Origin of the sequence: Iamia sp. SCSIO 61187 (assembly GCF_019443745.1) — a bacterium.
In the GTDB taxonomy this organism is placed as follows: Bacteria; Actinomycetota; Acidimicrobiia; order Acidimicrobiales; family Iamiaceae; genus Iamia.
The window spans coordinates 1,941,359-1,963,876 of sequence record NZ_CP050948.1 but is presented as its reverse complement, the minus strand read 5'-3'; the positions used below and the strand labels follow the sequence as shown (position 1 = coordinate 1,963,876).

Annotated in this window: 26 protein-coding genes; 9 read left to right on the top strand and 17 right to left on the bottom strand. The window is 73.9% G+C overall.

The window, feature by feature from the left end:
• Positions 1-84: 84 nt before the first annotated feature.
• Positions 85-861 (bottom strand): enoyl-CoA hydratase/isomerase family protein, encoded by a 777-nt coding sequence (locus tag HC251_RS09490; protein ID WP_219945056.1) that lies wholly within the window; start codon positions 859-861, stop codon positions 85-87.
• Between the two features lie 202 nt (positions 862-1,063).
• On the opposite strand from HC251_RS09490, the gene HC251_RS09485 reads away from it, so the two are divergent.
• Positions 1,064-1,300 carry a hypothetical protein gene (locus HC251_RS09485; RefSeq protein WP_219945055.1) on the top strand — a complete coding sequence of 79 codons (237 nt, stop codon included), beginning with the start codon at positions 1,064-1,066 and terminating at the stop codon, positions 1,298-1,300.
• Between the two features lie 21 nt (positions 1,301-1,321).
• Here HC251_RS09485 and HC251_RS09480 read toward each other — a convergent pair whose 3' ends face one another.
• Together HC251_RS09480 and HC251_RS09475 are read right to left on the bottom strand one after the other, a co-directional pair.
• Positions 1,322-2,341, bottom strand: coding sequence for a glutathione S-transferase family protein (locus HC251_RS09480; protein ID WP_219945054.1), 1,020 nt, complete (start codon positions 2,339-2,341; stop codon positions 1,322-1,324).
• Positions 2,334-3,239 carry an NAD-dependent epimerase/dehydratase family protein gene (locus HC251_RS09475; RefSeq protein WP_219945053.1) on the bottom strand — a complete coding sequence of 302 codons (906 nt, stop codon included), beginning with the start codon at positions 3,237-3,239 and terminating at the stop codon, positions 2,334-2,336. The genes HC251_RS09480 and HC251_RS09475 overlap by 8 nt, the downstream gene beginning before the upstream one ends.
• 54 nt (positions 3,240-3,293) lie before the next feature.
• Between HC251_RS09475 and HC251_RS09470 the strand changes: the two genes are divergently transcribed.
• A complete protein-coding gene (locus HC251_RS09470) occupies positions 3,294-3,968 on the top strand; it encodes a type II CAAX prenyl endopeptidase Rce1 family protein (protein WP_219945052.1) in 675 nt (224 codons plus the stop codon).
• Positions 3,965-4,468: an SRPBCC family protein gene (locus HC251_RS09465; RefSeq protein WP_219945051.1), complete on the top strand. Its 504-nt coding sequence runs from the start codon at positions 3,965-3,967 to the stop codon at positions 4,466-4,468. Before HC251_RS09470 ends, HC251_RS09465 begins: the two co-directional genes overlap by 4 nt.
• A 6-nt stretch (positions 4,469-4,474) precedes the next feature.
• On the opposite strand, the gene HC251_RS09460 is transcribed toward HC251_RS09465, so the two are convergent.
• The 8 genes from HC251_RS09460 to HC251_RS09425 form a co-directional block, all read right to left on the bottom strand.
• A complete protein-coding gene (locus HC251_RS09460) occupies positions 4,475-4,858 on the bottom strand; it encodes a YraN family protein (RefSeq protein ID WP_219945050.1) in 384 nt (127 codons plus the stop codon).
• Positions 4,859-4,876: 18 nt separating this feature from the next.
• Positions 4,877-5,245: a 50S ribosomal protein L19 gene (rplS, locus tag HC251_RS09455; protein WP_219945049.1), complete on the bottom strand. Its 369-nt coding sequence runs from the start codon at positions 5,243-5,245 to the stop codon at positions 4,877-4,879.
• Positions 5,246-5,327: 82 nt separating this feature from the next.
• Complete coding sequence (gene trmD / locus HC251_RS09450) at positions 5,328-6,089, bottom strand: tRNA (guanosine(37)-N1)-methyltransferase TrmD (protein WP_219945048.1); 762 nt, start codon at positions 6,087-6,089, stop codon at positions 5,328-5,330.
• An 8-nt stretch (positions 6,090-6,097) separates the two neighbouring features.
• The gene (rimM, locus tag HC251_RS09445) at positions 6,098-6,601 is read right to left on the bottom strand and encodes a ribosome maturation factor RimM (protein WP_219945047.1); all 504 of its coding nucleotides are present in this window, start codon (positions 6,599-6,601) and stop codon (positions 6,098-6,100) included.
• A gap of 2 nt (positions 6,602-6,603) precedes the next feature.
• Positions 6,604-6,930, bottom strand: a complete 327-nt coding sequence (locus HC251_RS09440; RefSeq protein WP_255566653.1) for a KH domain-containing protein — start codon at positions 6,928-6,930, stop codon at positions 6,604-6,606.
• Complete coding sequence (gene rpsP, locus HC251_RS09435) at positions 6,927-7,262, bottom strand: 30S ribosomal protein S16 (RefSeq protein ID WP_219945046.1); 336 nt, start codon at positions 7,260-7,262, stop codon at positions 6,927-6,929. The genes HC251_RS09440 and rpsP overlap by 4 nt, the downstream gene beginning before the upstream one ends.
• 103 nt (positions 7,263-7,365) lie before the next feature.
• Positions 7,366-8,814 (bottom strand): signal recognition particle protein, encoded by a 1,449-nt coding sequence (gene ffh, locus HC251_RS09430; RefSeq protein ID WP_219945045.1) that lies wholly within the window; start codon positions 8,812-8,814, stop codon positions 7,366-7,368.
• 82 nt (positions 8,815-8,896) lie between these two features.
• Complete coding sequence (locus HC251_RS09425; RefSeq protein ID WP_219945044.1) at positions 8,897-9,133, bottom strand: hypothetical protein; 237 nt, start codon at positions 9,131-9,133, stop codon at positions 8,897-8,899.
• A gap of 37 nt (positions 9,134-9,170) precedes the next feature.
• Here HC251_RS09425 and HC251_RS09420 point away from each other — a divergent pair, with 37 nt between their 5' ends.
• The 3 genes from HC251_RS09420 (at position 9,171) to HC251_RS09410 (ending at position 12,077) form a co-directional block, all read left to right on the top strand.
• Positions 9,171-9,785 (top strand): DUF4126 domain-containing protein, encoded by a 615-nt coding sequence (locus HC251_RS09420; protein WP_219945043.1) that lies wholly within the window; start codon positions 9,171-9,173, stop codon positions 9,783-9,785.
• A gap of 62 nt (positions 9,786-9,847) precedes the next feature.
• Positions 9,848-10,927 carry a hypothetical protein gene (locus tag HC251_RS09415; RefSeq protein WP_219945042.1) on the top strand — a complete coding sequence of 360 codons (1,080 nt, stop codon included), beginning with the start codon at positions 9,848-9,850 and terminating at the stop codon, positions 10,925-10,927.
• Positions 10,928-11,012: 85 nt separating this feature from the next.
• Positions 11,013-12,077 carry a hypothetical protein gene (locus tag HC251_RS09410; RefSeq protein WP_219945041.1) on the top strand — a complete coding sequence of 355 codons (1,065 nt, stop codon included), beginning with the start codon at positions 11,013-11,015 and terminating at the stop codon, positions 12,075-12,077.
• Positions 12,078-12,083: 6 nt separating this feature from the next.
• Here the strand turns inward: HC251_RS09410 and ftsY are convergent, their stop codons facing one another.
• From ftsY to HC251_RS09395, 3 genes are all read right to left on the bottom strand, one after another.
• A complete protein-coding gene (gene ftsY, locus HC251_RS09405) occupies positions 12,084-13,208 on the bottom strand; it encodes a signal recognition particle-docking protein FtsY (RefSeq protein ID WP_219945040.1) in 1,125 nt (374 codons plus the stop codon).
• A gap of 74 nt (positions 13,209-13,282) precedes the next feature.
• Entirely contained in the window at positions 13,283-14,290 is a 1,008-nt protein-coding gene (locus HC251_RS09400) for a S1C family serine protease (protein WP_219945039.1), read from the bottom strand.
• 368 nt (positions 14,291-14,658) lie between these two features.
• Positions 14,659-16,434 carry a Ca2+-dependent phosphoinositide-specific phospholipase C gene (locus tag HC251_RS09395; RefSeq protein ID WP_219945038.1) on the bottom strand — a complete coding sequence of 592 codons (1,776 nt, stop codon included), beginning with the start codon at positions 16,432-16,434 and terminating at the stop codon, positions 14,659-14,661.
• Positions 16,435-16,537: 103 nt separating this feature from the next.
• Here HC251_RS09395 and HC251_RS09390 point away from each other — a divergent pair, with 103 nt between their 5' ends.
• From HC251_RS09390 to HC251_RS09380, 3 genes are all read left to right on the top strand, one after another.
• Entirely contained in the window at positions 16,538-17,359 is an 822-nt protein-coding gene (locus HC251_RS09390) for a PIG-L family deacetylase (protein ID WP_219945037.1), read from the top strand.
• Between the two features lie 16 nt (positions 17,360-17,375).
• Positions 17,376-17,882 (top strand): hypothetical protein, encoded by a 507-nt coding sequence (locus tag HC251_RS09385; RefSeq protein WP_219945036.1) that lies wholly within the window; start codon positions 17,376-17,378, stop codon positions 17,880-17,882.
• 367 nt (positions 17,883-18,249) lie between these two features.
• Entirely contained in the window at positions 18,250-19,428 is a 1,179-nt protein-coding gene (locus HC251_RS09380; RefSeq protein WP_219945035.1) for an HNH endonuclease signature motif containing protein, read from the top strand.
• A gap of 55 nt (positions 19,429-19,483) precedes the next feature.
• Here HC251_RS09380 and HC251_RS09375 read toward each other — a convergent pair whose 3' ends face one another.
• From HC251_RS09375 to HC251_RS09365, 3 genes are read right to left on the bottom strand one after another with little or no spacing between them, the layout of a single operon-like run.
• Positions 19,484-20,401 (bottom strand): LD-carboxypeptidase, encoded by a 918-nt coding sequence (locus HC251_RS09375; RefSeq protein ID WP_219945034.1) that lies wholly within the window; start codon positions 20,399-20,401, stop codon positions 19,484-19,486.
• A gap of 7 nt (positions 20,402-20,408) precedes the next feature.
• Complete coding sequence (locus HC251_RS09370) at positions 20,409-21,548, bottom strand: CaiB/BaiF CoA-transferase family protein (RefSeq protein WP_219945033.1); 1,140 nt, start codon at positions 21,546-21,548, stop codon at positions 20,409-20,411.
• A 26-nt stretch (positions 21,549-21,574) separates the two neighbouring features.
• Positions 21,575-22,471 carry an alpha/beta fold hydrolase gene (locus tag HC251_RS09365; protein WP_219945032.1) on the bottom strand — a complete coding sequence of 299 codons (897 nt, stop codon included), beginning with the start codon at positions 22,469-22,471 and terminating at the stop codon, positions 21,575-21,577.
• Positions 22,472-22,518: the final 47 nt, after the last annotated feature.

Genomic DNA, 22,518 nt, shown 5'->3' with positions numbered 1-22,518 from the left:
ACGTCAGGAGGGGCCGGGCGCCGGCCTCCGAGCGATGGTCGCCACCCTACCCAGGGGGTGTGACAGCCGAACCGTGGGCGGGGGTCAGCGGCCCTCGAAGGTCGGCTCGCGCTTCTCGAAGAACGCGCTCATGGCCTCGACGGTGTCGGCCGTCGAGAAGTTGACCGCCTGGGCGGTGCCCTCGGCGGCCAGCATCGTCTCCCACGAGCTCTCGACCGACTGGTTGAGCATCTGCTTGGTCTGGGCCAGGGCGATGGGCGGGCCGGCGGCCAGCCGCCGGGCCCACTCGTCGACGACGGCGTCGAGCTCGTCGGGCGGGACCACCCGGTTCACCAGCCCCAGCCGCTCCGCCTCCGACGCGGGGAGGATCTCGGCCAGCAGGGCCAGCTCCTTGGCCCGGTGCAGCCCCACGAGCCGGGGCAGGAGCCAGGCGCCGCCGAAGTCGGTCGAGAGGCCGCGGCGGGCGAAGATCTCCGAGAAGCGGGCCTCGGTCGAGGCCACCGTGAGGTCGCAGCCCAGGGCGATGTTGAGCCCGGCGCCGGCCGCCACCCCGTTGATGCGGGCGATGGTGGGCTGGGGCACGTCGTGGAGGGCCTGGGCCACGCGGTGGATGTCCCGCATGCGGACCAGGGCGTGCGCCGTGTCGGCGGTGGCCCCGAGGTCGGCGCCCGAGCAGAAGGCGTCGCCCGCCCCGGTGATCACCACCACCCTGACCTCGCCGTCCTGGGGCACGCCCCGGAACAGCTCGAGCAGCTCGGCGGCCATCTGCGGGTCCAGCGCGTTCTTCCGCTCGGGCCGCGACAGGGTCACGGTGAGGACGGGGCCGTCGCGATCGACGACCAGGGTCTCGAGGTCGGTCATCCGGGGACCCTAGGCCTGCCGCCGTAGCCTGGGCCGATGGGCTTCAACCCGCACGTCAAGACCCGCAAGGGCCCGGCCGACTACGCCATGGTCGCGGCCGCGCTCCTGGTCTGCCTCGGCCTGCTGGCCTGGGCCCTGCTCGGCTGAGGTGAGCCCGGCAGGACGCAGCCCCCGGCGGCGGCGGGCGCGGCCACCGGGCGGGATGCCCGCCTGGGCCCGCGCCGCGACCACCACGGCCGACGACCTCGACGGCGTGCCGGTCGAGGTCCGGGCCCTCCAGCCCTACCAGGCGACCAAGACCTACACCTGCCCGGGGTGCCACTCCCCCATCGCCCCTGCCACCGGCCACCTGGTCGTCGTGCCGGTTGCCGATCCCGACGACCGTCGCCACTGGCACCGGTCGTGCTGGGCCCGCCGCCACCGACGCCGACCCCGCTGAGGGCCGCGGCCGGCCGGGCGGTCAGCCGGCGCGGTGTTCGGGCGGGACCTCTTCACCGGGGCGGACGGGACCGGGAGGGGTGCCGTCGCCGAAGGGCCGGCCGCCCAGCGCCTCGCGCCCGTGCGGCGTGAGCCACCCCGACAGGTCGGGGCCGGCGGGGACGATGGCGGTGGGGTTGATGTCCGTGTGGACGCAGTAGTAGTGCCGCTTGATGTGGTCGAAGTCGGTCGTGTCACCGAACCCGGGGGTCTGGAACAGGTCCCGGGCGTAGGCCCAGAGCACCGGCATCTCGGCCAGCTTCTGCCGGTTGCACTTGAAGTGGCCGTGGTACACGGCGTCGAAGCGGGCCAGCGTGGTGAACAGCCGGACGTCGGCCTCGGTGATGGTGTCGCCCACCAGGTAGCGCTGGCCCTCGAGCCGGGCCGAGAGCCAGTCGAGGCGCGAGAACAGGGTCTCGTAGGCCTCGTCGTAGGCGTCCTGGCTGCCGGCGAACCCGCACCGGTAGACCCCGTTGTTGACGTCGGTGAAGACCGCCTGGGCGACCTCGTCGATCTCGTCCCGGAGGCCCTCGGGGTAGAGGTCCGGGGCTCCCTCGCGGTGGTGCTCGCGCCACTCGAGCGAGAGGTCGAGGGTGATCTGCTTGAAGTCGTTGGTGACGACCCCACCGCTCGGGACGTCGACGATGGCCGGCACGGTGATGCCCTTCGGGTACCCGGGGAACCGGGCCTCGTAGGCGTCCTTGATGCGGGGGATGCCGAGGACGGGGTCGACGCCGCCGGGGTCGAGGTCGAAGGTCCAGCTGTCGGCGTCGTGGGTCGGCCCGCAGATCCCCATGGGCAGCGCGTCCTCCAGGCCCAGGAGGCGGCGCACGATGATCGCCCGGTTGGCCCACGGGCAGGCCCGGGCCACCACGAGGCGGTAGCGCCCGGCCTCGACCGGCCAGCCCGAGGAGCCGTCGGCGGTGATCCGGTCGTCGATGTACTGCATGTCCCGTTCGAAGGACCCCGTTTCGACGTAGGTCCCTGCGGTGCGCTCAGCCATGGGTCGACCGTACCGACGTCGGGGCCACGTCGCCCCCGCGGAGGGCGAGGGCGAGGGCGTCGTCGAGCGAGGTGCCGGACCCGTCGGCGCCCGGCGGGCGGCGGGCGTCGTCGACGACCGTCTCGGTGGCCATGCTGGCCAGCAGCGAGGTCGTGGCCCAGGGGTCGACGCCGGCCACGAGCGAGGCGGCCGGTCCGAACCAGTCGGCGCCCACGGGGAGGCGGGCGACGGTGCGGAGGGTCCGCCCCTGGGCCTGCGCCGTGCGCTCCATCAGCTCGGCGAAGGTGACGACCTCGTCGCCCCCGATGTCGTAGGAGCCCGGCGCCAGGTCGAGGGCGGCGACGAGGGCCTCGGTGAGGTCGCCCTGGGCGATGGGCTGGGTCCGCACCCGGCCGGCCGACGGGACGACGACCGGCAGGGGCGACCGCCCGGTGATGCAGGCGAGGACGCGGGCCAGGCGGAAGCTCAGGCTCCGGGGGCCGATGACGATCGAGGCCCGCAGCTCGACGGTGCGGCACCGGTCCCGCAGCACGTCGCCCACCTCGTGGCGGGACCGGAGGTGCTCCGAGGGTGAGGACCGGGGGCCGAGCCCCCCGAGGTAGACCACCGGCCGGTCGGGCCCCCACACCGCGGCGAAGCGCTCGGCGCGGCGCCGGTCCACGGCGGCGACGTCGGCCCGGTCGAGCGCGTGGACCAGGTAGTACGCGGCGTCGGCGGTGGCGACAACGCCGTCGGGGTCGGTCGCCTCGGCGTCGAGGTCGAAGGTCACAGCTCGCCCGCCACCGGCGTAGCGGCCGGGCCGACGGGTGGCGGCGAGGACGTCGTGGCCGGCGCGGACCAGGGCGGGGACGAGCTCGGCGCCGACGGCGCCGGTCGCCCCGGTGACGAGGATCTGCATGGCGGGCGCCCTACCCGGGTGTTGTGAAGGGACGCACATGGGTAGTCAGGGTCGATGCTCGTCGCGACCGGACTCGTCCTCGCCGTCGTCGCGTGGGTGGTCCTGTTCCGCCTCCCTCGCGAGGGCCTGTGGACCCGCACGTGGGTCGTGGCGCCCCTCCTGATCGCCTACTCCACCCTCGCCCTGGCCCTCGACGACCGCCTCGGCTCGACCCTCGGCCCGGTCACCCCGGTCGAGGTCGGGGCCGGGCTCGCCGTCGGCGGCGCCTGGCTGGTGGCGACCCACGTCGGCCACCTCGTCCTGTGCCGGCTGGTCCCCGGCTTCCTCGCCCAGGTCAACGACCTGTACGCCATCCGGGACCGCAGCCGGCCGTGGTCGATGGTCGGGGCGGTGGTCGTGATGGCCGTCGCCGAGGAGATGCTGTTCCGGGGCGTGGTCCAGGGCGGCACCGGCCTGCTGGTCGCGGTGGCCGCCTACACGCTCGTGCAGGCCGTCGAGGGCAAGTGGGCGCTCGCCCTGGCCGCCCTGCTCGGCGGCGTGGTGTGGGGCTTCCTGTTCTGGTGGCGCGACGGCCTCGTCGCCCCGGCCGTCGCCCACGTGCTCTGGACCGGCGCCCTCACCTTCCTGTGGCCCCTCCGGGGCTGCGCCGCCCCCGACCCCGCCGAGGAGCGGGCCGCCGCGGCCCGCCGCCCGGCGGCACCGTCCCCCACCGCCCAGGAGGCGATGTGACCCGGTTCCAGAACCGCAACGTGTCCACCGGCGACCTGCCGGTCAGCCCCGAGACGATCTGGGGGGTGCTGACCGACCCCCACCTGCTGGCCGAGCTGACACCGCTGATCAAGGCCATCACCGCCGACGGCGACCGCTGGTGCTGGCAGCTGTCGGGCATCTCGGCCCTCGGCGTGTCGGTCGCCCCCTCGTTCACCGAGCGGATGACCTTCACGCCGCACGAGCGCATCGAGTTCCGCCACGCCCCCGCCCACGGGGCCAACGAGAAGGCCGGCGTCGAGGGCGAGTACACCATCACCCCCCGCGACGACGGCGTGCGCCTGTGCGTCGACCTGACGATGTGGGTCGACCTGCCCCTCCCGGGGCTCTCCCGCCGGGCGGTCGAGCGGATCATGGCCGAGTCGATGCAGCGGACCGGCGACCGCTTCGCCGCCAACCTCTACGCCCACCTCGGCATCGACCCGGCGACGGTCGCACCCCAGGAGCAGACCGTCGGCTGAGGTGCGCTAGAACGCGCCTTCGATGACCTCGATCTGACCGTCGAGGATGGCGACCACGTCGAAGCGCAGCTCGTCGGCCCGCACCTCGTTCTCGGCCATCCACGCCGCCGCCAGCCGGCGGATGCGGGCCTGCTTGGCCGGCGTCACCGCCTCGGCCGGCAGCCCGAAGGTGGCGGTGCGCCGGGTCTTGACCTCGACGAAGGCGATGGCGCGCCGCCGACGCAGGACCAGGTCGAGCTCGCCCGTGCGCCCGGCCCGCCAGTTCCGGTCGAGGACCTCCCAGCCGCGCGCCTGGTACCAGCGCGCCGCCATGTCCTCGCCGTCAGCGCCGAGGGCGCGACGAGGATCGCTCTTCGATGCCCCCACCTGGGCGTCGGGTTCGGCCGCCACCGATGTCGGGCACCAGCCTCAGCTGGTGCGCTTCTCCTTGATCTTGGCGGCCTTGCCGACGCGGTCGCGGAGGTAGAAGAGCTTGGCCCGACGCACGTCGCCCCTCGTCACGACCTCGATCTTGGAGACGTTCGGGGTGTACAGCGGGAAGGTCCGCTCGACGCCGACGCCGTAGCTGACCTTGCGCACGGTGAAGGTCTCGCGCACGCCGGCGCCCTGGCGCCGGATGACGACGCCCTGGAAGACCTGGACCCGCTCCTTGTTGCCCTCGATCACGCGGACGTGGACCTTGAGGGTGTCACCGGCCTGGAAGTCGGGCACGGCGTCGGTGCGGGCCCCACCACTGGTCTCGATGGTGGCGGTGTCGATCACGTCCAGGCGGTTCACGGTGCGCGTCCTTGCGTCTCAGGGGCGACAGGGGTGGCTGTCGCAGGAGCCGGCTCAAGCGGCTCAGGGGCGACCGACAACGCTAGCCGGAGGTGCGCGGGGAGCGAAACCGGGTGAGGTCGTCGGCCGGGGGGAACTCGGTCATGACGGCCTCGTCCTCGGCGGTGAGGCCGCCCCGCGCCGCGATCAGGTCGGGGCGGAGGGCGGAGGTGCGGTGGAGCGCCTGGGCCCGGCGCCAGCGGGCGATGCGGCCGTGGTCGCCGGAGCGCAGGACCTCCGGGACCGCCCGGCCCCGCCACTCCGGCGGTCGGGTCCACTGCGGGTACTCCAGCAGCCCCTCGGAGAACGACTCCTCGTCGGCCGACGCGGCGTTGCCCATCACGCCCGGGACCAGCCGGCCCACGGCCTCGAGGACCACCAGGGCGGCGACCTCGCCCCCGGCCAGCACCACGTCACCGATCGAGAGCTCGCCGTCCACCACCTCGGTGCGCACCCGGTGGTCGACGTCCTCGTAGCGCCCGCACAGGAGCGAGAAGCCGTCGCTCGCGGCCAGCTCCCGCGCCCGGGCCTGGTCGAAGCGCTCGCCGCCCGGGCCCAGCAGCAGCAGCGGCCGCGGCGGGTCGACGGCCTCGACCACGGCGGCCAGGGGCTCGACCCGCAGGACCATGCCGGCGCCGCCGCCGTAGGGGCTGTCGTCGACCGAGCGGTGCGGGTCGGTGGTGCCGGCGCGCAGGTCGTGGACCCGCACGTCGAGCAGGCCCCTCTCGCGGGCCTTGCCCAGCAGGCTGCGCCCGGCCACGTCGCCGACCATGTCGGGGAAGATGGTGAAGACGTCGATGCGCACGCTGCGCCTCAGCCGTCGTCGTCGGCGGCGTCGGCCAGCAGGCCCTCGGGGGGGTCGATGACGACCCGCGCCGGGAGCCCGGACCCGTCGGTGACGAACACGATGGGCACCAGGTCGCCGGTGTCGAGCACCAGCAGCTCGTGGGCGGGGTTGTCCTGCACGGCCTCGACCGTGCCCACCTCGGTGCCGTCGGGCAGCACCACGGCCGAACCGACCAGCTCGTGGACCCACAGCTCGCCGGCCTCGGCCTCGAGCGGCTCGGCGGTGAGCACGGCGCCGCGGAGGGCCTCGGCCGCGGTGCGGTCCGTGACGCCGACGAACCCGACGATGAAGCGGTCGGGCGGCTGGGTGGTCGAGCGGGCGACCTCGTGCTCCACACCGTCGACGAAGAGCCGGGAGCCCGGAGCGATCCGCTCGAGACGGTCGGTGGTCAGGCTGACGTTGACGTCGCCCTTGAGACCGTGCGCCTTGTGGACCCGCCCGACCTCCAGGTGGTCGGGAGCGGCGGGCATCGTCAGTCGACGAACTCGATGGCGACGCCGGTCTCGCCGTCCTTGGCGGCGGCGGCCCGGCCGACGGCGCGGATGGCGTTGGCCACCCGGCCCCGCTTGCCGATGACCCGGCCCATGTCGCCGTCGGCGACGTAGACGTTCAGGGTCAGGCCGTCACGGTCGTCGGCCTCGACGCGGACACCGTCGGGGTCGGCGACCAGGGCCCGGGCGAGGTACTCGAGCACGGCGACGGCGGTCTCGGGCGAGGTGCCGGCGGCGACGGCGTCGCCCTGGTCGGCCGTCTCGTCGAGCTCGGTGGCGTCGTCGGCCGGGATCTCCGCGTCGCTCACGACGCGTCAGCCGTCGCCGCAGCCTCGACCGGGCGGTCGTCGGGCCCGGGGGGCGCCAGCGGCTCGGGCTCGGTGCCGTCCTTGAAGTGCTTCCACGCCCCGGAGACCTCGAGGATCTTCTGGGCCCGCTCGGTCGGCTGGGCGCCGTTGCGGAGCCACTTCACGGCCTTCTGGTTGTCGATCCGGATGTTCGACGGCTCGCGGCGCGGCTGGTAGGTGCCGATGATCTCGATGAACCGACCGTTGCGGGGCGAGCGCGCGTCGGCCGCCACGAGGCGGTAGGTCGGCTGCTTCTTCTTGCCCATCCGCATGAGGCGGAGCTTGACGGCCACGATTCAGGTTCCTCTGTGTGTCGAAGTCTTGGCCCGAGGGCCGACTGGCAATGCTGCCCGGTGGAGGGGGCCCGTGACAACTTCGTGCCGGGCGCCCGGGGGTCTAGAGGCCGGGGAGCTTGAACTCGCCGGCGGTGGGGTCGGGCAGGCCGGGCACCACGGGGCCCTTGCCGCGGAGGGCGGGGTTGCCGCCCTTGGGCGTGACCCGGCCGCCCTTCTTGCCCTTCTTGCCCTTCTTGGGCTTCTTGGGGCCCATGCCGAAGCTCTTCATCATCTTCTGCATCTGGCGGAACTGCTCGAGCAGGGCGTTGACCTCGGCCACGTTCGAGCCGCTGCCGTCGGCGATCCGCTGCCGCCGGGACCCGTCGATGATGTCGGGGCGCCGCCGCTCCTCGACCGTCATCGAGGTGATCATGGCCTCGACCCGGGAGAGCTCCTTGTCGTCGATCTCCTGGTTGCGGAGCTCCTTGGGCACGCCGGGGAGCATCCCGATCAGACCCGAGATGGGGCCCATCTTCTTCACCTGCTGCATCTGCTCGAGGAAGTCCTCGAAGGTGAACTGGCCCTCCATGAGGCGGCTGGCCGCCTCCTCGGCCTGGGCCTCGTCGAAGTGCTCCTTGGCCTTGTCGATGAGGGTCAGGACGTCGCCCATGCCCAGGATCCGCCCGGCGAGGCGGTCGGGGTGGAACAGGTCGAAGTCGGCGATCTTCTCGCCGTTGGAGGCGAAGGCGATGGGCTTGCCCACCACCTCCTTCACCGACAGGGCGGCGCCGCCCCGGGCATCGCCGTCGAGCTTGGTGAGGATGACGCCGTCGAGGGCGAGCGTCTGGTCGAAGTTCTCGGCCGTGGTGACGGCGTCCTGGCCGGTCATGGCGTCGACGACGAGGAACGTGTAGTGCGGCTGGGTCACCTCGGAGATCTGCCGCACCTGCTCCATGAGCTCGGCGTCGATCGAGAGGCGGCCGGCGGTGTCGACGATGACGACGTCGCGCCCGAGCCGCCGGGCCTCGGCGATGGCCCGCTCGGCGACCTCGACCGGATCGCCGCCCTCGCCCCCGATGGCGTCGTCCTTGCTGACGACGGGGACGTCGACCTGGCGACCGAGGGTCCGGAGCTGCTCGATGGCGGCCGGGCGCTGGAGGTCGGCGCCGACGAGCATGGGGTTGCGGCCCTGGGCCTTGAACCAGCGGGCCAGCTTGGCCGAGGTGGTGGTCTTGCCCGAGCCCTGGAGGCCGGCCATGAGCACGACCGTCGGGGGCTTGGAGGCGTAGGTGATCCGCAGGGTCTCGCCGCCGAGCGTGGCGATGAGCTCCTGGTGGACGATGTCGATGACCTGCTGGGCCGGGTTGAGGGCCTTGGACAGCTCCAGGCCCAGGCAGGCCTCGCGGACCCGGGCCACGAAGCCCCGGACCACGGCGAAGCTGACGTCGGCCTCCAGCAGCGCCAGGCGGATCTCGCGGAGGACCTCATCGACCTCCTCCTCGCCCAGGCGGCCCTTGCCACGCAGGCGGGTGAAGATCCCCTCGAAGCGGTCGGTCAGTGCGTCGAACATGCGGCTGGCGACTCTACCCGCCTCGCTCGCTCGCTCCGATTGCCGAGCCCCGGTCCGAGGGGGCCGGGGCAGGCGACCGGGATCAGACCTCGGGGGTGATGGGGCCGGTGGGCGCGCTGGGCGCGGTGGCCGCGCCGCCCTGCATGCGGGCCTCCAGCTGGGCCTGGAGCCGGGCCCGCATCTCGGCGCCGGTGGTGGGGGCCACGAGGAGGCCGACGCCCACGCCGAGCAAGAAGACGACGAAGCGGTTGTAGCCCATCACCCGGGCGATGAGGAGCACGATCTTCACGGGCGAGAAGAGCAACCGCAGGAGGAACATCCCGCCAAGTTACAGACCGGTCCTACGGTGTCGCCCCATGGACGTGGGCACGGCGGCGCTGGGGGCGTGGTCGTCGGGCATCTCCATGTACTTCGTGGCTGCGGTCCTCGGCATCGCCGGCCGGCTCGACTGGGTCGACAGCCCCGAGTGGCTGCGGGAACCGTGGGTGATCGGCGTGGCCGTCGTGCTCTTCGTCGTCGAGCTGGTCGTCGACAAGGTGCCCTGGCTCGACAGCACCTGGGACGCGGTGCACACCGCGCTGCGCCCCACCGCCGGCGCCATCCTCCTCGCCGGGGCCGAGGCCACCGCGGGCGAGGCCCGCCAGCAGCTGTGGATGGGCCTGGGTGGGGCCGGGCTCGCCCTGAGCGCCCACCTGGCCAAGGCCAGCCTGCGCGCCGTGGTGAACCTCTCTCCCGAGCCGGTGTCGAACCTCGTCGTCAGCCTCGGCGAGGACGGGCTCGTCGCCGCCCTGATGGGCCTGGCCGTCGCCTTCCCCCGGGCGGCGCTGGTCGTCGCCTGCGCCCTGGCCGCGGCGTGCAGCGTCACCACCGTGCTCCTCGTCCGCACCCTCCGGCGGACCCGGCAGCGGTGGCGTGATCGCCGCCGGGACCAGCTGGTGCGCCGCCGGGCCAGGCGGTCCGCGACCGGGTGAGGGGGGTGCCCGGGGTCACATCCCCGGTGCGCGACGTCGGTCGCCCGTTGTACGACGGCGTCATGCGCAGGACGAAGCGGGTGGTGGGGACGGCGGCCGTGGTGCTCCTGGCGGCCATGGCCGCCTGCGGCGGCGACGACGACGAGGCGAGCGACCGCCGCCTGCGCTCGGGCGAGGACTTCTCCATCGCCGCCGCCCTGGCGGAGCTCCCGACCCCGGAGGACGACGCCGGGGCGATGGTGTCCGTCGCCGACCTGGACGGGCTGGCCGAGGCCACCGGCCGGGACCGCCCCGACGACGAGGAGGGTGGGCGCGAGTGGCTGCAGGCGTTCATCAGCGGGACGGACGACGAGGTGCCGGCCCTCGTGGTCGCGGCCGAGCCCCTGCACGGCTTCGTCTCCGAGGACGACCCGGGCGTCGGCGACGAGCTGGGCTGGTCGATCGCGGACGTGGAGGCCTTCGGCCAGGTCCAGGCCGCGCCGCGGGGCGTGACGGTCGTGAGCGGTGACCTGGGCGAGGGGTCGCTCGACGACGCCGACCTGGAGGACCTCGGCGGCGGCGTCGTGAGCGCCGGGTCGGGCGAGGACCTGGCGCCCGACGTCGACGGTGGCGCCACCGCCGCCCGCCCCGGCCGCGTCCCCCTCCGCATGACCGCTGACGGCGACCACATCGTGGCGTCGCCGTCGACGGAGGTCGTCGAGGCGTGGCGGGACGGGACCGGCCCGGTCCTGGCCGACGACGCGGAGCTGGTGGCGGTGGCCGAGGCGCTGGACGGAGCAGGCGCCCTGTCCGCCGTCCTCCTCCTGGGGTCCGGGGAGCCGGGACCCGAAGGGCTCCCCGTCGCGCCCGCGGACCGGGCCGGCATCGGTTGGTCCGTCGACGACGGCGAGGCGGTGATCACGGTCGCCTACGCCTACCCCGACGCCACCCAGGCCGGCGCGGCCGCCGCCGACCTCGAGGCGGCCCTGCACGACGACGAGGCTCCGGCCGGGGAGGATGCGATCACCGACCTGCTCGAGGTCGAGGAGGTCGCGGTGGACGGCGAGGTGGTGGTCGCCACGGTGCGCCCAGGGCCCGAGGGCCGCGCCGCCACGCCCTACGAGCTGGCGATCCTGCGCCGCCTGCCCGGAGCGCCGGGCTGAGCCAGCGGGGACGGGAGGCGCCGGCCGGCGGGACCAGGCGGTGCGACGACGTGCCAGCCGGGCGTGGACGGGGTAGGCCCGGCCGATGTCCCACCGCAGCCTCGCCCTGATGTCCGTCCTCTCCCTGGCCGCCGCCGGCGTCGCCGGCTGCGGCGGCGACGATGCTGACCGGCTGACCGCCGGCGACGGGTTCTCGGTCGAGGCCGCCCTCGCCGAGCTGCCGGCCCCGCCCGGGGACGGCCCGGGGTCGACCATCACGATCGTCGACCTCGCGGCCGCGGCCGAGGCCAACGGTGCCGGCGAGCGCCCGGAGCCCGACGACGGCGACGCCGTCGGCGAGTGGGTCGTGGCCGCCACGGGCACCGCCACCGACGACGAGGACGTCCGGCCGATCTTCGTGCCGACGGCCGAGGTCCTCGGCTTCGAGCGCCTGGCCGCGCCCGAGGAGCTCGAGGCCCAGCTGGGCTGGTCCGTGCTCGACGTCGACGCCGTGGCCGAGGTGGTCGAGCCCCCCTTCCGCTTCGCCGTCGTCACCGGCGACGTCGGTGACGAGAGCTTCTCCGACGCCGGGCTCGAACCCGACGACGACGGGGTGGTCAGCTTCGGCGAGGGCGACGACGGCGAGATCGACCCCGAGTCCGCCGGCCCGGCGACCCCGCTCGGCGCGCCGCTGCGGATGGCGGCCGACGGCGATCGCCTCGTCACCTCGTCGTCGACCGACGCGGTCACCGGGTGGCTCGACGACGACGCCACCACCCTGGCCGACGACGACGACGTCCGGGCCGTCGCCGCCGCCCTCGACGACGCCGACGCGGTGTCCGCCTTCATCACCACGTTCTCCCAGTCGGCCCGCTACGACGCGCTCGGCATCGGCTGGGCCGTCGACGACGGCGAGCCCCGCATGGCGATCGCCTACGTCTTCGCCGACGACGACGCGGCCGAGCAGGGCGCCGAGGACGTCGAGGCGGTCTTCGACGACGAAGGCACCGCCGACCGGGCTCCTGTCTCGGACCACCTCACCCTCGACGAGGTCGAGGTGGACGGCTCGCTCGTCGTCGCCCACGTCCGCCCCGGGCCCGAGGGCCGTCCGCAGACGCCGCTGGTGATGCTCCAGCGGGGCGACGTGCTCTTCACCCTGCCCGGGTCGTAGCCGGGCTCAGCTGGCGAAGAGGGCGTCGACGAACTCGTCGGGGTCGAAGGCGACCAGGTCGTCGGCCGTCTCGCCCAGCCCCACCAGCTTCACCGGGATGCCGAGGTCGGCCTGGATGGCGACGACGATGCCGCCCTTGGCCGAGCCGTCGAGCTTGGTGAGCACCACGCCGGTGACGTCGACGGCCTCGGTGAACACCCGGGCCTGGGCCAGTCCGTTCTGGCCGGTGGTGGCGTCGAGGACGAGGAGGGTCTCGGTGACGTGGCCCGGCTCCTTGGCCGCGACCCGCCGGACCTTCCGGAGCTCCTCCATCAGGTTCGTCTTGTTGTGGAGGCGCCCGGCGGTGTCGGCCAGCACCAGGTCCGCCCCCTGGGCGTTGGCCTTGCTGATCCCGTCGAAGATGATCGAGCTGGGGTCGGCGCCCTCGTCGCCCCGGACGAGCGTCGCCCCCGAGCGCTCGGCCCACGTGCCCAGCTGCTCGGCCGCCGCCGCCCGGAAGGTGTCGCCGGCGGCCATGACGACCGTGCGGCCGACCTCGGCCTCGCGCTTGCCGATCTTGCCGATCGTGGTGGTCTTGCCCACGCCGTTGACCCCGACGAAGAGCCACACGTTGGTCCGGCCCTCGTCGAAGTGCAGCGACCGGTCGGCGACCGCGAGGCGGGCCTTCATCTCGTCCTTGACCGCCTCGAGGAGCGACTCGGGCGACTCGATGCCCTCCTCCTTCACCCGGGCGCGCACGGAGTCGAGCAGCTCGGTGGTGGGCCCGACGCCGACGTCGGCGCGGATGAGCGCCTCCTCCAGCTCGTCCCACGTCTCACCGTCGATCGCCGACCGGGACAGGATCGAGCCCCAGTAGCCCGACACCGTTCCCCGGGCCTTGGCCAGGCGGTCCCGGAACGTGGGGCGGACCGGGGTGACGACCGGCGGGGTCTCGATCGGCGGCGGCTCCTCGAGGACCACCTCGCCCTCGGGGGCCGCCACCGGGGGCCGGTCGAGGGTCGCCGTGCCGATCCGGCGCGGGGTCTCCGGCGGCTCCAGCTCGGGCCCCCGGTCCCGGAGGCGCGGCGCCACGAAGGCGACCACGACGCCGAGGACGGCGGCGATGACGAGGACGGCGATCAGGATCTCCATGAGCCGCCGATGCTACGTGGGGAGGTCGCCGGCTCCGACCCCGGAGGGCCGGAGCGGGCGGCTCCGCCTCGGGTTCAGCCGGTCGGGGCCTCGCCCAGGGTCAGGGCGACCTCGACCTCGTCGCCCTGGCGCTCGACCCCCACGGTGACCTCGGTGCCCGGCTCGCGGCTGCGCACGGCGGCCACGAGGTCGGCGGCGCTGGCGATGGGGTCGCCGTCGAGCGAGGTGATCACGTCGCCGGGCTCGATGCCGGCCTCGCCGCCCGGGCTGCCCGTCTCGACCTCGACGACCTGGGCGCCCGACCGCTCGCCGGTGGCGTCGGCCGCGCTCACGCCGAGGTAGCCGTTGGTGATCGGCAGACCCTCGACCAGCCGGTCGGCGACGGCCTTCGCCGTCTCGATCGGGATGGCGAAGCCGACGCCGACGTTGCCGCCGCTCTCGCTGGCGATGGAGTCGTTGACGCCGATCACCCGCCCGTTCCGGTCGGCGAGGGCGCCGCCGGAGTTGCCGGGGTTGATCGGGGCGTCGGTCTGGATCATGGGCACGGCCCCGCCCGGGGTCTCGACCGAGCGGCCCACGGCGCTCACGACACCCGAGGTCACCGTCTGGTCGAGGCCGAAGGGGCTGCCGATGGCGACGGCGAGCTGGCCCACGGCCACCGGGTCGTCGAGGGCGAGGGTGGCCGCGGTCAGGCCGTCGGTGTCGACCCGGACGACGGCGATGTCGGAGCCGTCGTCGGTGCCCACGACCTCGCCCTCGACCGAGCGGCCGTCGGCGAGGCGCACCGTCACCGATCGGGACCCGTCGACGACGTGGGCGGCGGTCATGATGAGGCCCGCGTCGGCGTCGTAGACGAAGCCCGACCCGAGCCCGGTCCCGGTCTCGAGCTGGACGACCGCCGGGCTCAGCGCCTCGGCCACGGAGGCGACGGGCTCGGCGGTGGCGTCGACGTCTTGGACCGTGGGCGTCGTCGGGCCGTTCGTCGCCGTCGAGGTCGGGGCGTCGTCGTCGGCCAGCGACTCGGCGGCGGCGAAGCCGAGCCCACCGCTCGCGCCGAGCGCCAGGGCGGCGACGAGGGCCACGGCCGCGACCTTGGGCCCGCGGCGGCGCCCCGCCGACGACCCCGACCCGGGCGGCGCCGGTGGAGGGGGGGCCGGCGGCGCACCCGGGTCGGGGCGACCCCACGGGGGGCTGGGGGGACCGGAGCCGGTCCCACCCGCCGGTGGGCCCTCCCGGGTCACGGCCCCGCCCGGCCAGGGCGGGGGCGGGGGCGGCGACCACGACCCGGGCGGTGGCGGCGGGGGCGGGTTCCAGGTGGCGGTGTCCACGGTGTCTCCTCGGTCAGGCGGGTGAGCGCCGCGCACCGTAGGGACGGACCGGGAAACGCCCCCGAAGGGCGGTGGAAACCTCGACTAAGCCGGACCTGGGAGGTCCCTGGGACGGCCGGTGGTCAGCCGTGGAGCTCGTCGGTGGCGACCACGGCGACGACGACCTCGCGGATGTCGCGCCGGGCGCGGAGGATGCCGCCGAGCTCGGTCACCTCGGCCGGCGTGGCGTCCCGCTCGAGGAGGTTCGACACGACCGCACCGACCCGGAGGGCGCGCGCCTCGGCCGAGCCGAGGACGAGCCGGGCCACGGTCGTCCGGCTCGCCCCGTCCTCGAGCAGCCCGACGAAGTGGGCCCGGCCCCCGTCGTCGGCCTCGCGGCCCAGCACGCGGGCGTAGAGCAGCTCGACCCACGCCGTCGTGTCGGCTCCGGCCTGGGCGAAGGCCTCGGGCGAGCCGAGGAGCCGGCTGCCCACCTCGTCGAGCACCAGCCCGGATCGGACCCGACCGCCCCAGAACTCGCGACCCCCGGCGTCGATCTCGCGATCGAGGAGGCGGAGGTACAGGTCGGCGAGGAACGGCCCCCGGCTGCCCTCGGGGCTGCGGGCGATGGCGCGGGCCACGCCGGACCGGCTGGCGCCCATCTCGATCCGACGAGCCCAGAACCACTGGTCGACGTTCGACGGCGGGCGGCCGAGGAACACCTCGAACAGCCGGGCGACGTAGGGGCTCTCGGCCCGCTCGGGGAAGGGCTCGATCTCGGACGACACGCACCCCTCGGGCCCGGTGACCGGGTTGCACCGGGCGATCGTCCCCCCGGGGACCTCGACCACGAACCCGGTGCCGAACGGGCGGGCGTACTCCGGCACGGGGTAGTCGGTCGAGACCCACTGGGCGCCGCTGGCGAAGGCGGCCTCGCGGGCGGAGGTGTCGCCCTCGCGGGCCTCGACGGTCTCGGCGTCGGAGCGGGTGCGGACGACGTAGCCGTCGGCCACGAGGCCCTGGATGCGGGCGACGTTCGTCCGCGAGTCGTTCACCTTCACGAAGGCGGCGTCGTCCTGCCCCGGCTCGGAGCTGGTGAACATCACGCGCCCCTCGAGCGACGGGTGACCGGCGACGTAGTCGTCCCTGTACCCACCGCCGTTGTCCATGAGGAACATCACCTTCCCCCGGGACGCACCGAGCGTCGGCCAGCCCGTCTCCAGCACGGCGTCCTCGAGGGTGGCGGCGTCACCCCGGACGTCGTCGGGCGTGATCACCTCCTCGCGGGGCACGACGCTGAGGATCTCCTCGTCGAGGGCGTCCATGGCGGCGGCGTCCCAGGGCTCGGGCACGACGAACGGGCCGTCGATCGGGACCGGGCTGTCCTTGAGCTCGAGGAGGATGGCGATGGGAAGGTGGTCGGGGTTGGCGTCGGACCAGCCCTCGACGGCCTCGAGGCAGGCGACCAGTGACAGGCAGGTGGAGCGGTAGTCGACGTCTTGGACGTGGAGCACCTTGGTGCCGGGGGCGTCCATGGCCGGGTCGTAGGGGCCGTGGCCGGCGGCGTTCCGGATCACCGGGTCGGAGTAGGCGCCGCCCTCGTCGTCGCGGAAGATGTCGAGCTCGATCTGGCGGACCTTCTGCTCCGCGAACTGCTCGGCCAGCGGGGCGTGGCCGTACTGCAGGAGGTCGTCCTCGGACCCGATGAACTGGCGGCGGATCGCCGTCTCCTCGGGCGACGCCGGCAGGTGGTAGCTGTTGTGGCTGCCGACCACCTGGATCTCGTTGAGCCTGAGGTCGTCGGCGTCGAGGGCGGCCGACGCCGGCCCCGTGCCCGCCGTCGCCGCCAGCGCCCCGGCGGCCAGCGCCGCCGCCAGTACGGCGCGGCCCAGCCGTCGTCGCATCGTCGTGTCGGTCACGTGGCGTCCCCCTGGATCGTTCGCCGCGCCCGGGAAGGTAGCCGCGCCGTGGACGGCAGGTGGCCGGGAGGGTGTCGCCACGGCCCGCGATACCTTCCGACGGATGGCGACGCTGGTCTGCTTCCACGCCCATCCCGACGACGAGGCCATCGCCACCGGGGGCACCATGCGCATGGCGGCCGACGCCGGCCACCGCGTCGTCCTGGTCGTCGCCACCCGTGGCGAGCGGGGCGAGATCATGCCCGGCGTCCTCGAGGACGGCGAGCAGCTCGCCCTCCGGCGCACGGCCGAGGTCCACCGGGCCGCCGTCGAGCTCGGCGTCGCCCGGGTCGAGTTCCTCGGCTACGTCGACTCCGGGATGATGGGCGAGCCCACCAACGACGAGGCGTGGACCTTCTGGCAGGCCGACGTCGAGTCCGCCGCCCGGCGCCTCGCCGCCATCCTCGAGGAGGAGGCGGCCGATGCCCTCACGATCTACGACGACAACGGCGGCTACGGCCACCCCGACCACATCCAGGTCCACCGGGTCGGCGTGCGGGCGGCCGAGATCGCCGGCGTCGAGCGGGTGCTGGAGAACAGCATCAACCGCACCGCGCTCAAGCGGATGAGCGCCGCCCGCGCCGGCGGCGAGGTCGGGTTCGAGCTGCCCGAGGGGGTCGAGCTGCCCGACCTGGACGAGGCCACCTTCGGCGTCGAGGAGGACGTCCTCACCCACGTCGCCGACGTGACGTCGGTGGCGTCGGCCAAGCGGGCCGCCCTCCTCCACCACCGCAGCCAGGTCGCCGACGACCACTTCTTCCTCGCCATCCCCGAGGAGATGTTCGGCGCCGCCTTCGGCCAGGAGTGGTACATCGGCCACGGCCCCGTGGACGACGAGGGCTCACCCCTCCGGGGCATCGTGGCCCCCTTCGCACCGGTCGGCTGAACCAGGGGGTGGACGGGTGCCCGCCCCGGCGATCGTCGCCTTCCTGAGCGACATCGGGATCCCCGTCCGGACCGGACCCGTCAGCGGTCCCACGGCGGTGCCCGGCATCGCCATCGCCGACGGCGGTCTGGTCCTCGGGCCCGCCGCCTCGATCCACGACGGCGACCTGCTGCACGAGGCCGGCCACCTCGCCCTGCTGGCCCCGACGCAGCGGGCCGCGGCGGGCGGGCTGCTCCCCGGCGACCTCGGGGCCGGGTTCGAGCTCGGTGCGATCTGCTGGTCGGTCGCCGCCGCCTGGCACATCGGCCTCGACCTGGCCGTGGTGTTCCACCCCGACGGCTACCGCGGCGACAGCGCCTGGCTGGTCGAGACCTACGAGGGCGGCACCCACCCGGGCCTCCCCCTGCTCGAGTGGGCCGGGCTCACCTGGGCGCCCGGCCACGAGCCGCCCGGCGAGCAGCCCTTCCCCGCGATGCGCCAGTGGCTCCGCACCACCGAGCCCATGGACGGAGGCGCGCGCTGACGCGCACGGCCACGGAAGGTGCCAGGCACCATCCGTGGCCTCGCCGCATCGACGTCGTCCCGCTTCCCGCGGGCCATCCAGTCGCGGCTGCCGTGGGTCGGTCGTACCCATGGCTCGGACGGCGGTGGAGCTGCGGGCTGGTGGTGTGGCGGCGGCTCGGAGGGCGCGCTCGACCGGGTGTCCCCGCCCGTTGGGGCGCCGTTCCGGGTGGGACGCTGCATGCCGTCCTCCGGGCTTGCTCATCGTCTGCGGTCCATCTGCCCACAACCGGTCTGCGGGGCTCAGAGAGCCGCAGAGAGTCCGAGATATCCAATGATTTCCTCGGTTTCCGGGGTTTGATTCCCGTCTGTCGGGTATCATGAGTGTCATGTTCGAGGCGCTCGCCACCACCATCGATGACCTGGACATCCCGGTCGACGGCGACGCCCTCGAAGAGGCCCTATTTCTGCGTGATCGCCTCGACGCCAAGATCTCCCAGGCGGTCGGCCGGTTCGAGGTCACCAACGAGTACGACACCGCCGAGGGCTGCCCGACGATGGCCACCTGGCTGCGGGTCAAGGGGCGGATGACCGCTCATGACGCCCAGCGGATGGCCAAGACCGCCGGCCGCCTCGGCCACCTCCCGATCCTGCAGACGGCGTGGCTCGACGGTTCGCTCTCGGGTGGGCACGTCGCCGCGGTGGTGGCGAACCTCAACGACCGGACGGCCCCGTTGTTCCAGTCGGATGAGGACAATCTCGTCCGAGTGTTGGGTGAGCTCGACGTGGCCGGGGCGGTGGTGGCCATGAAGGCTTGGGCCGCGCATGCCAAGGAGATCGTCGACCACGGCCACGACGGCGAACCCGACCCCGACCGCTCGGCCCACCTGTCACCGACGCTGTCGGGTGGGCGGTTGGACGCGAACCTCGAACCCGACGCGTTCCACGCCGCCCAAGCCGCCCTCCGGCTGGCCATGGGCAACAAGACAGACGACGACGACCGCACCCCGGCCCAACGGCGCCACGACGCCCTGGCCGAGATCTTCACCCACTTCCTCGACCACCAACACGACCACAAAGGCGGACGGCACCGCCCGCACGTGAACATCACCATCGGCCTCGAGGAGCTCACCTCAGGTCGCGGGCAGGGGTGCTTCGACGACGGCACACCGATCACCGCCGACGTCGCCCGGCGGCTGGCGTGTGATGCGAACATCCACCGGGTCATCACCCGCGCCGACGGCACCGTCCTCGACTACGGACGCTCCACGCGGACGATCCCGGCGCCGTTGTTCCAGGCGTTGTGCATCCGCGACAAGGGCTGCCGGTTCCCGGGCTGCGACCGACCCGCGCACCGCACCGACGGCCACCACGTCGCCGAGTGGATCGCCCACCGAGGACCCACCAACCTCCGCAACCTGGTGCTGCTCTGCCGGTACCACCACGGCGTCGTCCACCGACCCGGATGGACCATCGAACTCCAACCCGACGCCACCGTCATCATCACCACCCCCGACGGACGCAAGCGACGATCCCAGCCCGTCGACCGACGGGCCCTCGCCGCCTGACACGCCGACCACCCGGTGAGCCCGCCCCCGGCGGGCTCACCGTCGCGCCCGAGGATCAGCTCGCGGCCGACTCCACCGTCAGGGTGCCGGCGTCGGCGTCCATCGTCGCGACCGTTCCGATCGGAACCGCGAGCGGGTGGGGGCCATGGCCGATGCGAAGACCGCCGAGGACGGGCACGTCGAGCAGGCCCATGCGGTCTCGCAGCACGTCCAGCACCGTCCAGCTCCCCCGGGTCGATGCATCTGGGTGGCAGTTGGTGTATTGGCCGATCGCGACACCGCGGATCCCTCGGAGGTGTCCGGCGTTCATCAGCATGGTGAGCTGCCGATCGATGTGGCCCAGCCGCTGGTTCTCTCCCTCCAGGAGCAAGATGGCGCCCCTGAGGTTCGGCAACGCCCAGCCGGCCGCTGTCGCGAGCGAGTCCTGGTTGCCGCCGATGAGACGTCCCGTCACCGCCCCGGTCGTCGTCAAGGTCGCCGTCGGTTCGTCCGGATCGGCGTCGATCCGGATGGCGCTGGCGGTGAGGACGGCGGCCTCGAACGACGCTGACGACTGATGGCCGTGCTGGTGCGGCGGCCAGGGAGCACCGTGCACCGACGCCAGCCCGCACCCCCTCAGCAGCGCCAGGTGGAGCACCGTGATCTCGCTGAAGCCGATGAGCAGCTTCGGATCGTCCCGGGCGGCCGCGACGTCCAGTCCGCCCGCGATGCGGTAGGCGCCCTTGCCGCCTCGAGTGGCGATGATCGCTCGCACCCTCGGGTCGCGGAGGGCAGCGTTGAGATCGGCGAGGCGATCCTCGTCACTGCCAGCGAGGTACCCCCAGGTGTCGAAGACGTGCGGCGCGATCTCGACGTCCAGGCCGAGCGAAGCCAAGTAGTGGTGGGCCCGCTCGACCATCGCCGCTTCCGGCGTGCTGGCCGGGGAGACGAGACGGACGGTGTCGCCGGGGCGCAACCTCGGTGGCCGCAGCACGCCGACGTCAGGTGATGGCGCCGGCGTCCTTGAGGGCGGCGATCTTGGCCTCGTCGTAGCCGATCTCGGCCAGGACCTCGGCGCTGTGCTGGCCGGCGTGGGGCGGGGGCCGCTCGATCGAGCCGGGGGTGCGGCTGAAGCGGGGGGCGGGACCGGGCTGGACGATGCCGGCGACCTCGGTGAAGGTGCCCCGAGCGACGTTGTGGGGGTGCTTGGGCGCCTCGGACATGGTGAGCACCGGGGCGAAGCAGACGTCGGTGCCCTCCATGATCTCGCACCACTCGTCGCGGGTCTTGGTCTTGAAGATCCCGGCCAGGCGCTCCTTGAGGTCGGGCCACGCCGTCTTGTCGTGCTGCCACGGGAGGTCCTCGCCCCCGAGCCCCGTGAGGCGGAGGAGCTCGCCGTAGAACTGCGGCTCGATCGAGCCGATCGACACGAACTCGCCGTCGGCGCACTCGAAGGTGTCGTAGAAGTGGGCGCCCGAGTCGAGCATGTTCGTGCCCCGGTCGTCGCTCCAGATCCCCATGGCCTGGAACGAGTGGATCATCGTCATCAGCAGGGCCGAGCCGTCGACCATGGCCACGTCGATGACCTGGCCCTCACCCGAGCGGGTCGTCTCCAGCAGGGCGGCGCAGACGCCGAGGGCGAGCAGCATCCCGCCGCCGCCGAAGTCCCCCACCAGGTTCATGGGGAACGTGGGCTTCTCCCCCGCCCGGCCCATGTGGGCGAGGGCACCGGCGAGGGCGATGTAGTTGATGTCGTGGCCGGCGGTGGGCGCGTACGGGCCCTCCTGGCCCCAGCCGGTCATGCGGGCGTAGACCAGCTTCGGGTTGCGCTCCATGCAGACGTCGGGGCCGAGGCCGAGGCGCTCCATGACGCCGGGCCGGAAGCCCTCGATGAGCACGTCGGCCGAGGCGACCAGGTCGAGGACCGTCTCGACGCCGGCAGCCTCCTTCAGGTTGACCGCCACCGAGCGGCGGCCCCGGTTGAGGAGGTCGGCGGGCGGGGTGTCGGGGTCGCCCCACTGGGCGCCGGCCCGGTCGATGCGGATGACCTCGGCGCCGAGGTCGGCCAGGGCCATGGCCCCGAACGGGGCCGGGCCGATGCCGGCGATCTCGACGATGCGGGTGCCGTGGAGGGGTCCCATGTGGTGCGTGCTCCTGCGTTCTCGGGTCAGGCCGCGGGTGTCGCGGCCTTGGCGGTGGTGGCCGCGATGGCGTCGATGATGCTGTCCCAGAAGACCTCGGGCACGTCGTGGCCCATGCCCTCGACCACGAGCAGCTCGGCCTCGGGGATGGCCTCGGCCGTGGCCTGGCCGCCGCTCGGGGCGACCAACGGGTCGGCGTCGCCGTGCACCACCAGGGTGGGGAGCGACAGCTGCCGCAGGGCCTCGGTGCGGTCCGGCGAGGACACGATGGCCAGCAGCTGGTGGGCGGTGCCGACCGGGTAGGCGCAGCGGTCCCACGCCTCGCCGGCCTTCTGCCGGGCCCGCGCCTCGTCGGCGAGCCCCGGGCTCCCGATGGCGGCGCTGATGGTCGCGCCCCGCTCGACCGCCTCCTCGCGGGTCCTCGGCGCCGGACCGAGGAGGATCGGGAGGACCTCGGGGGTCGGCTGGCCGACGCCCGGGTCGCCGGTCGTCGACATGATCGACGTGAGCGACCGGATGCGGGTCGGGTGCTCGATGGCGATGGTCTGGCTGATCATCCCGCCCATCGAGGCCCCGACGACGTGGGCCGACCCGATGCCCAGGGCGTCGAGGACGGCGATGGCGTCGTCGGCCATGTCGGTCAGGTGGTACGGGGCCCGGGCCTGCCCGCCCGAGAGGGCCGCCATGATCTCGGTCATGGGGTCGAGGTCGCCCACGTCGGGCTTGGTCGACAGCCCGATGTCGCGGTTGTCGAACCGGATGACGAAGTAGCCGCGGTCGACGAGCCTGGCGACGAGGGCGTCGTCCCAGCCGAGGTGCTGGGTGCCGAGCCCCATGACCATGAGGAGGGGCTCGTCGGAGGGGTCGCCGTCGGTCGTGTACCAGATCTCGATGCCGGCGGCGGAGGGCGGGGTGGTGGGCACGGGCTCATGCTGGCCCCCCTTGACCGGCCGGTCAAGGCCGGGGGCGC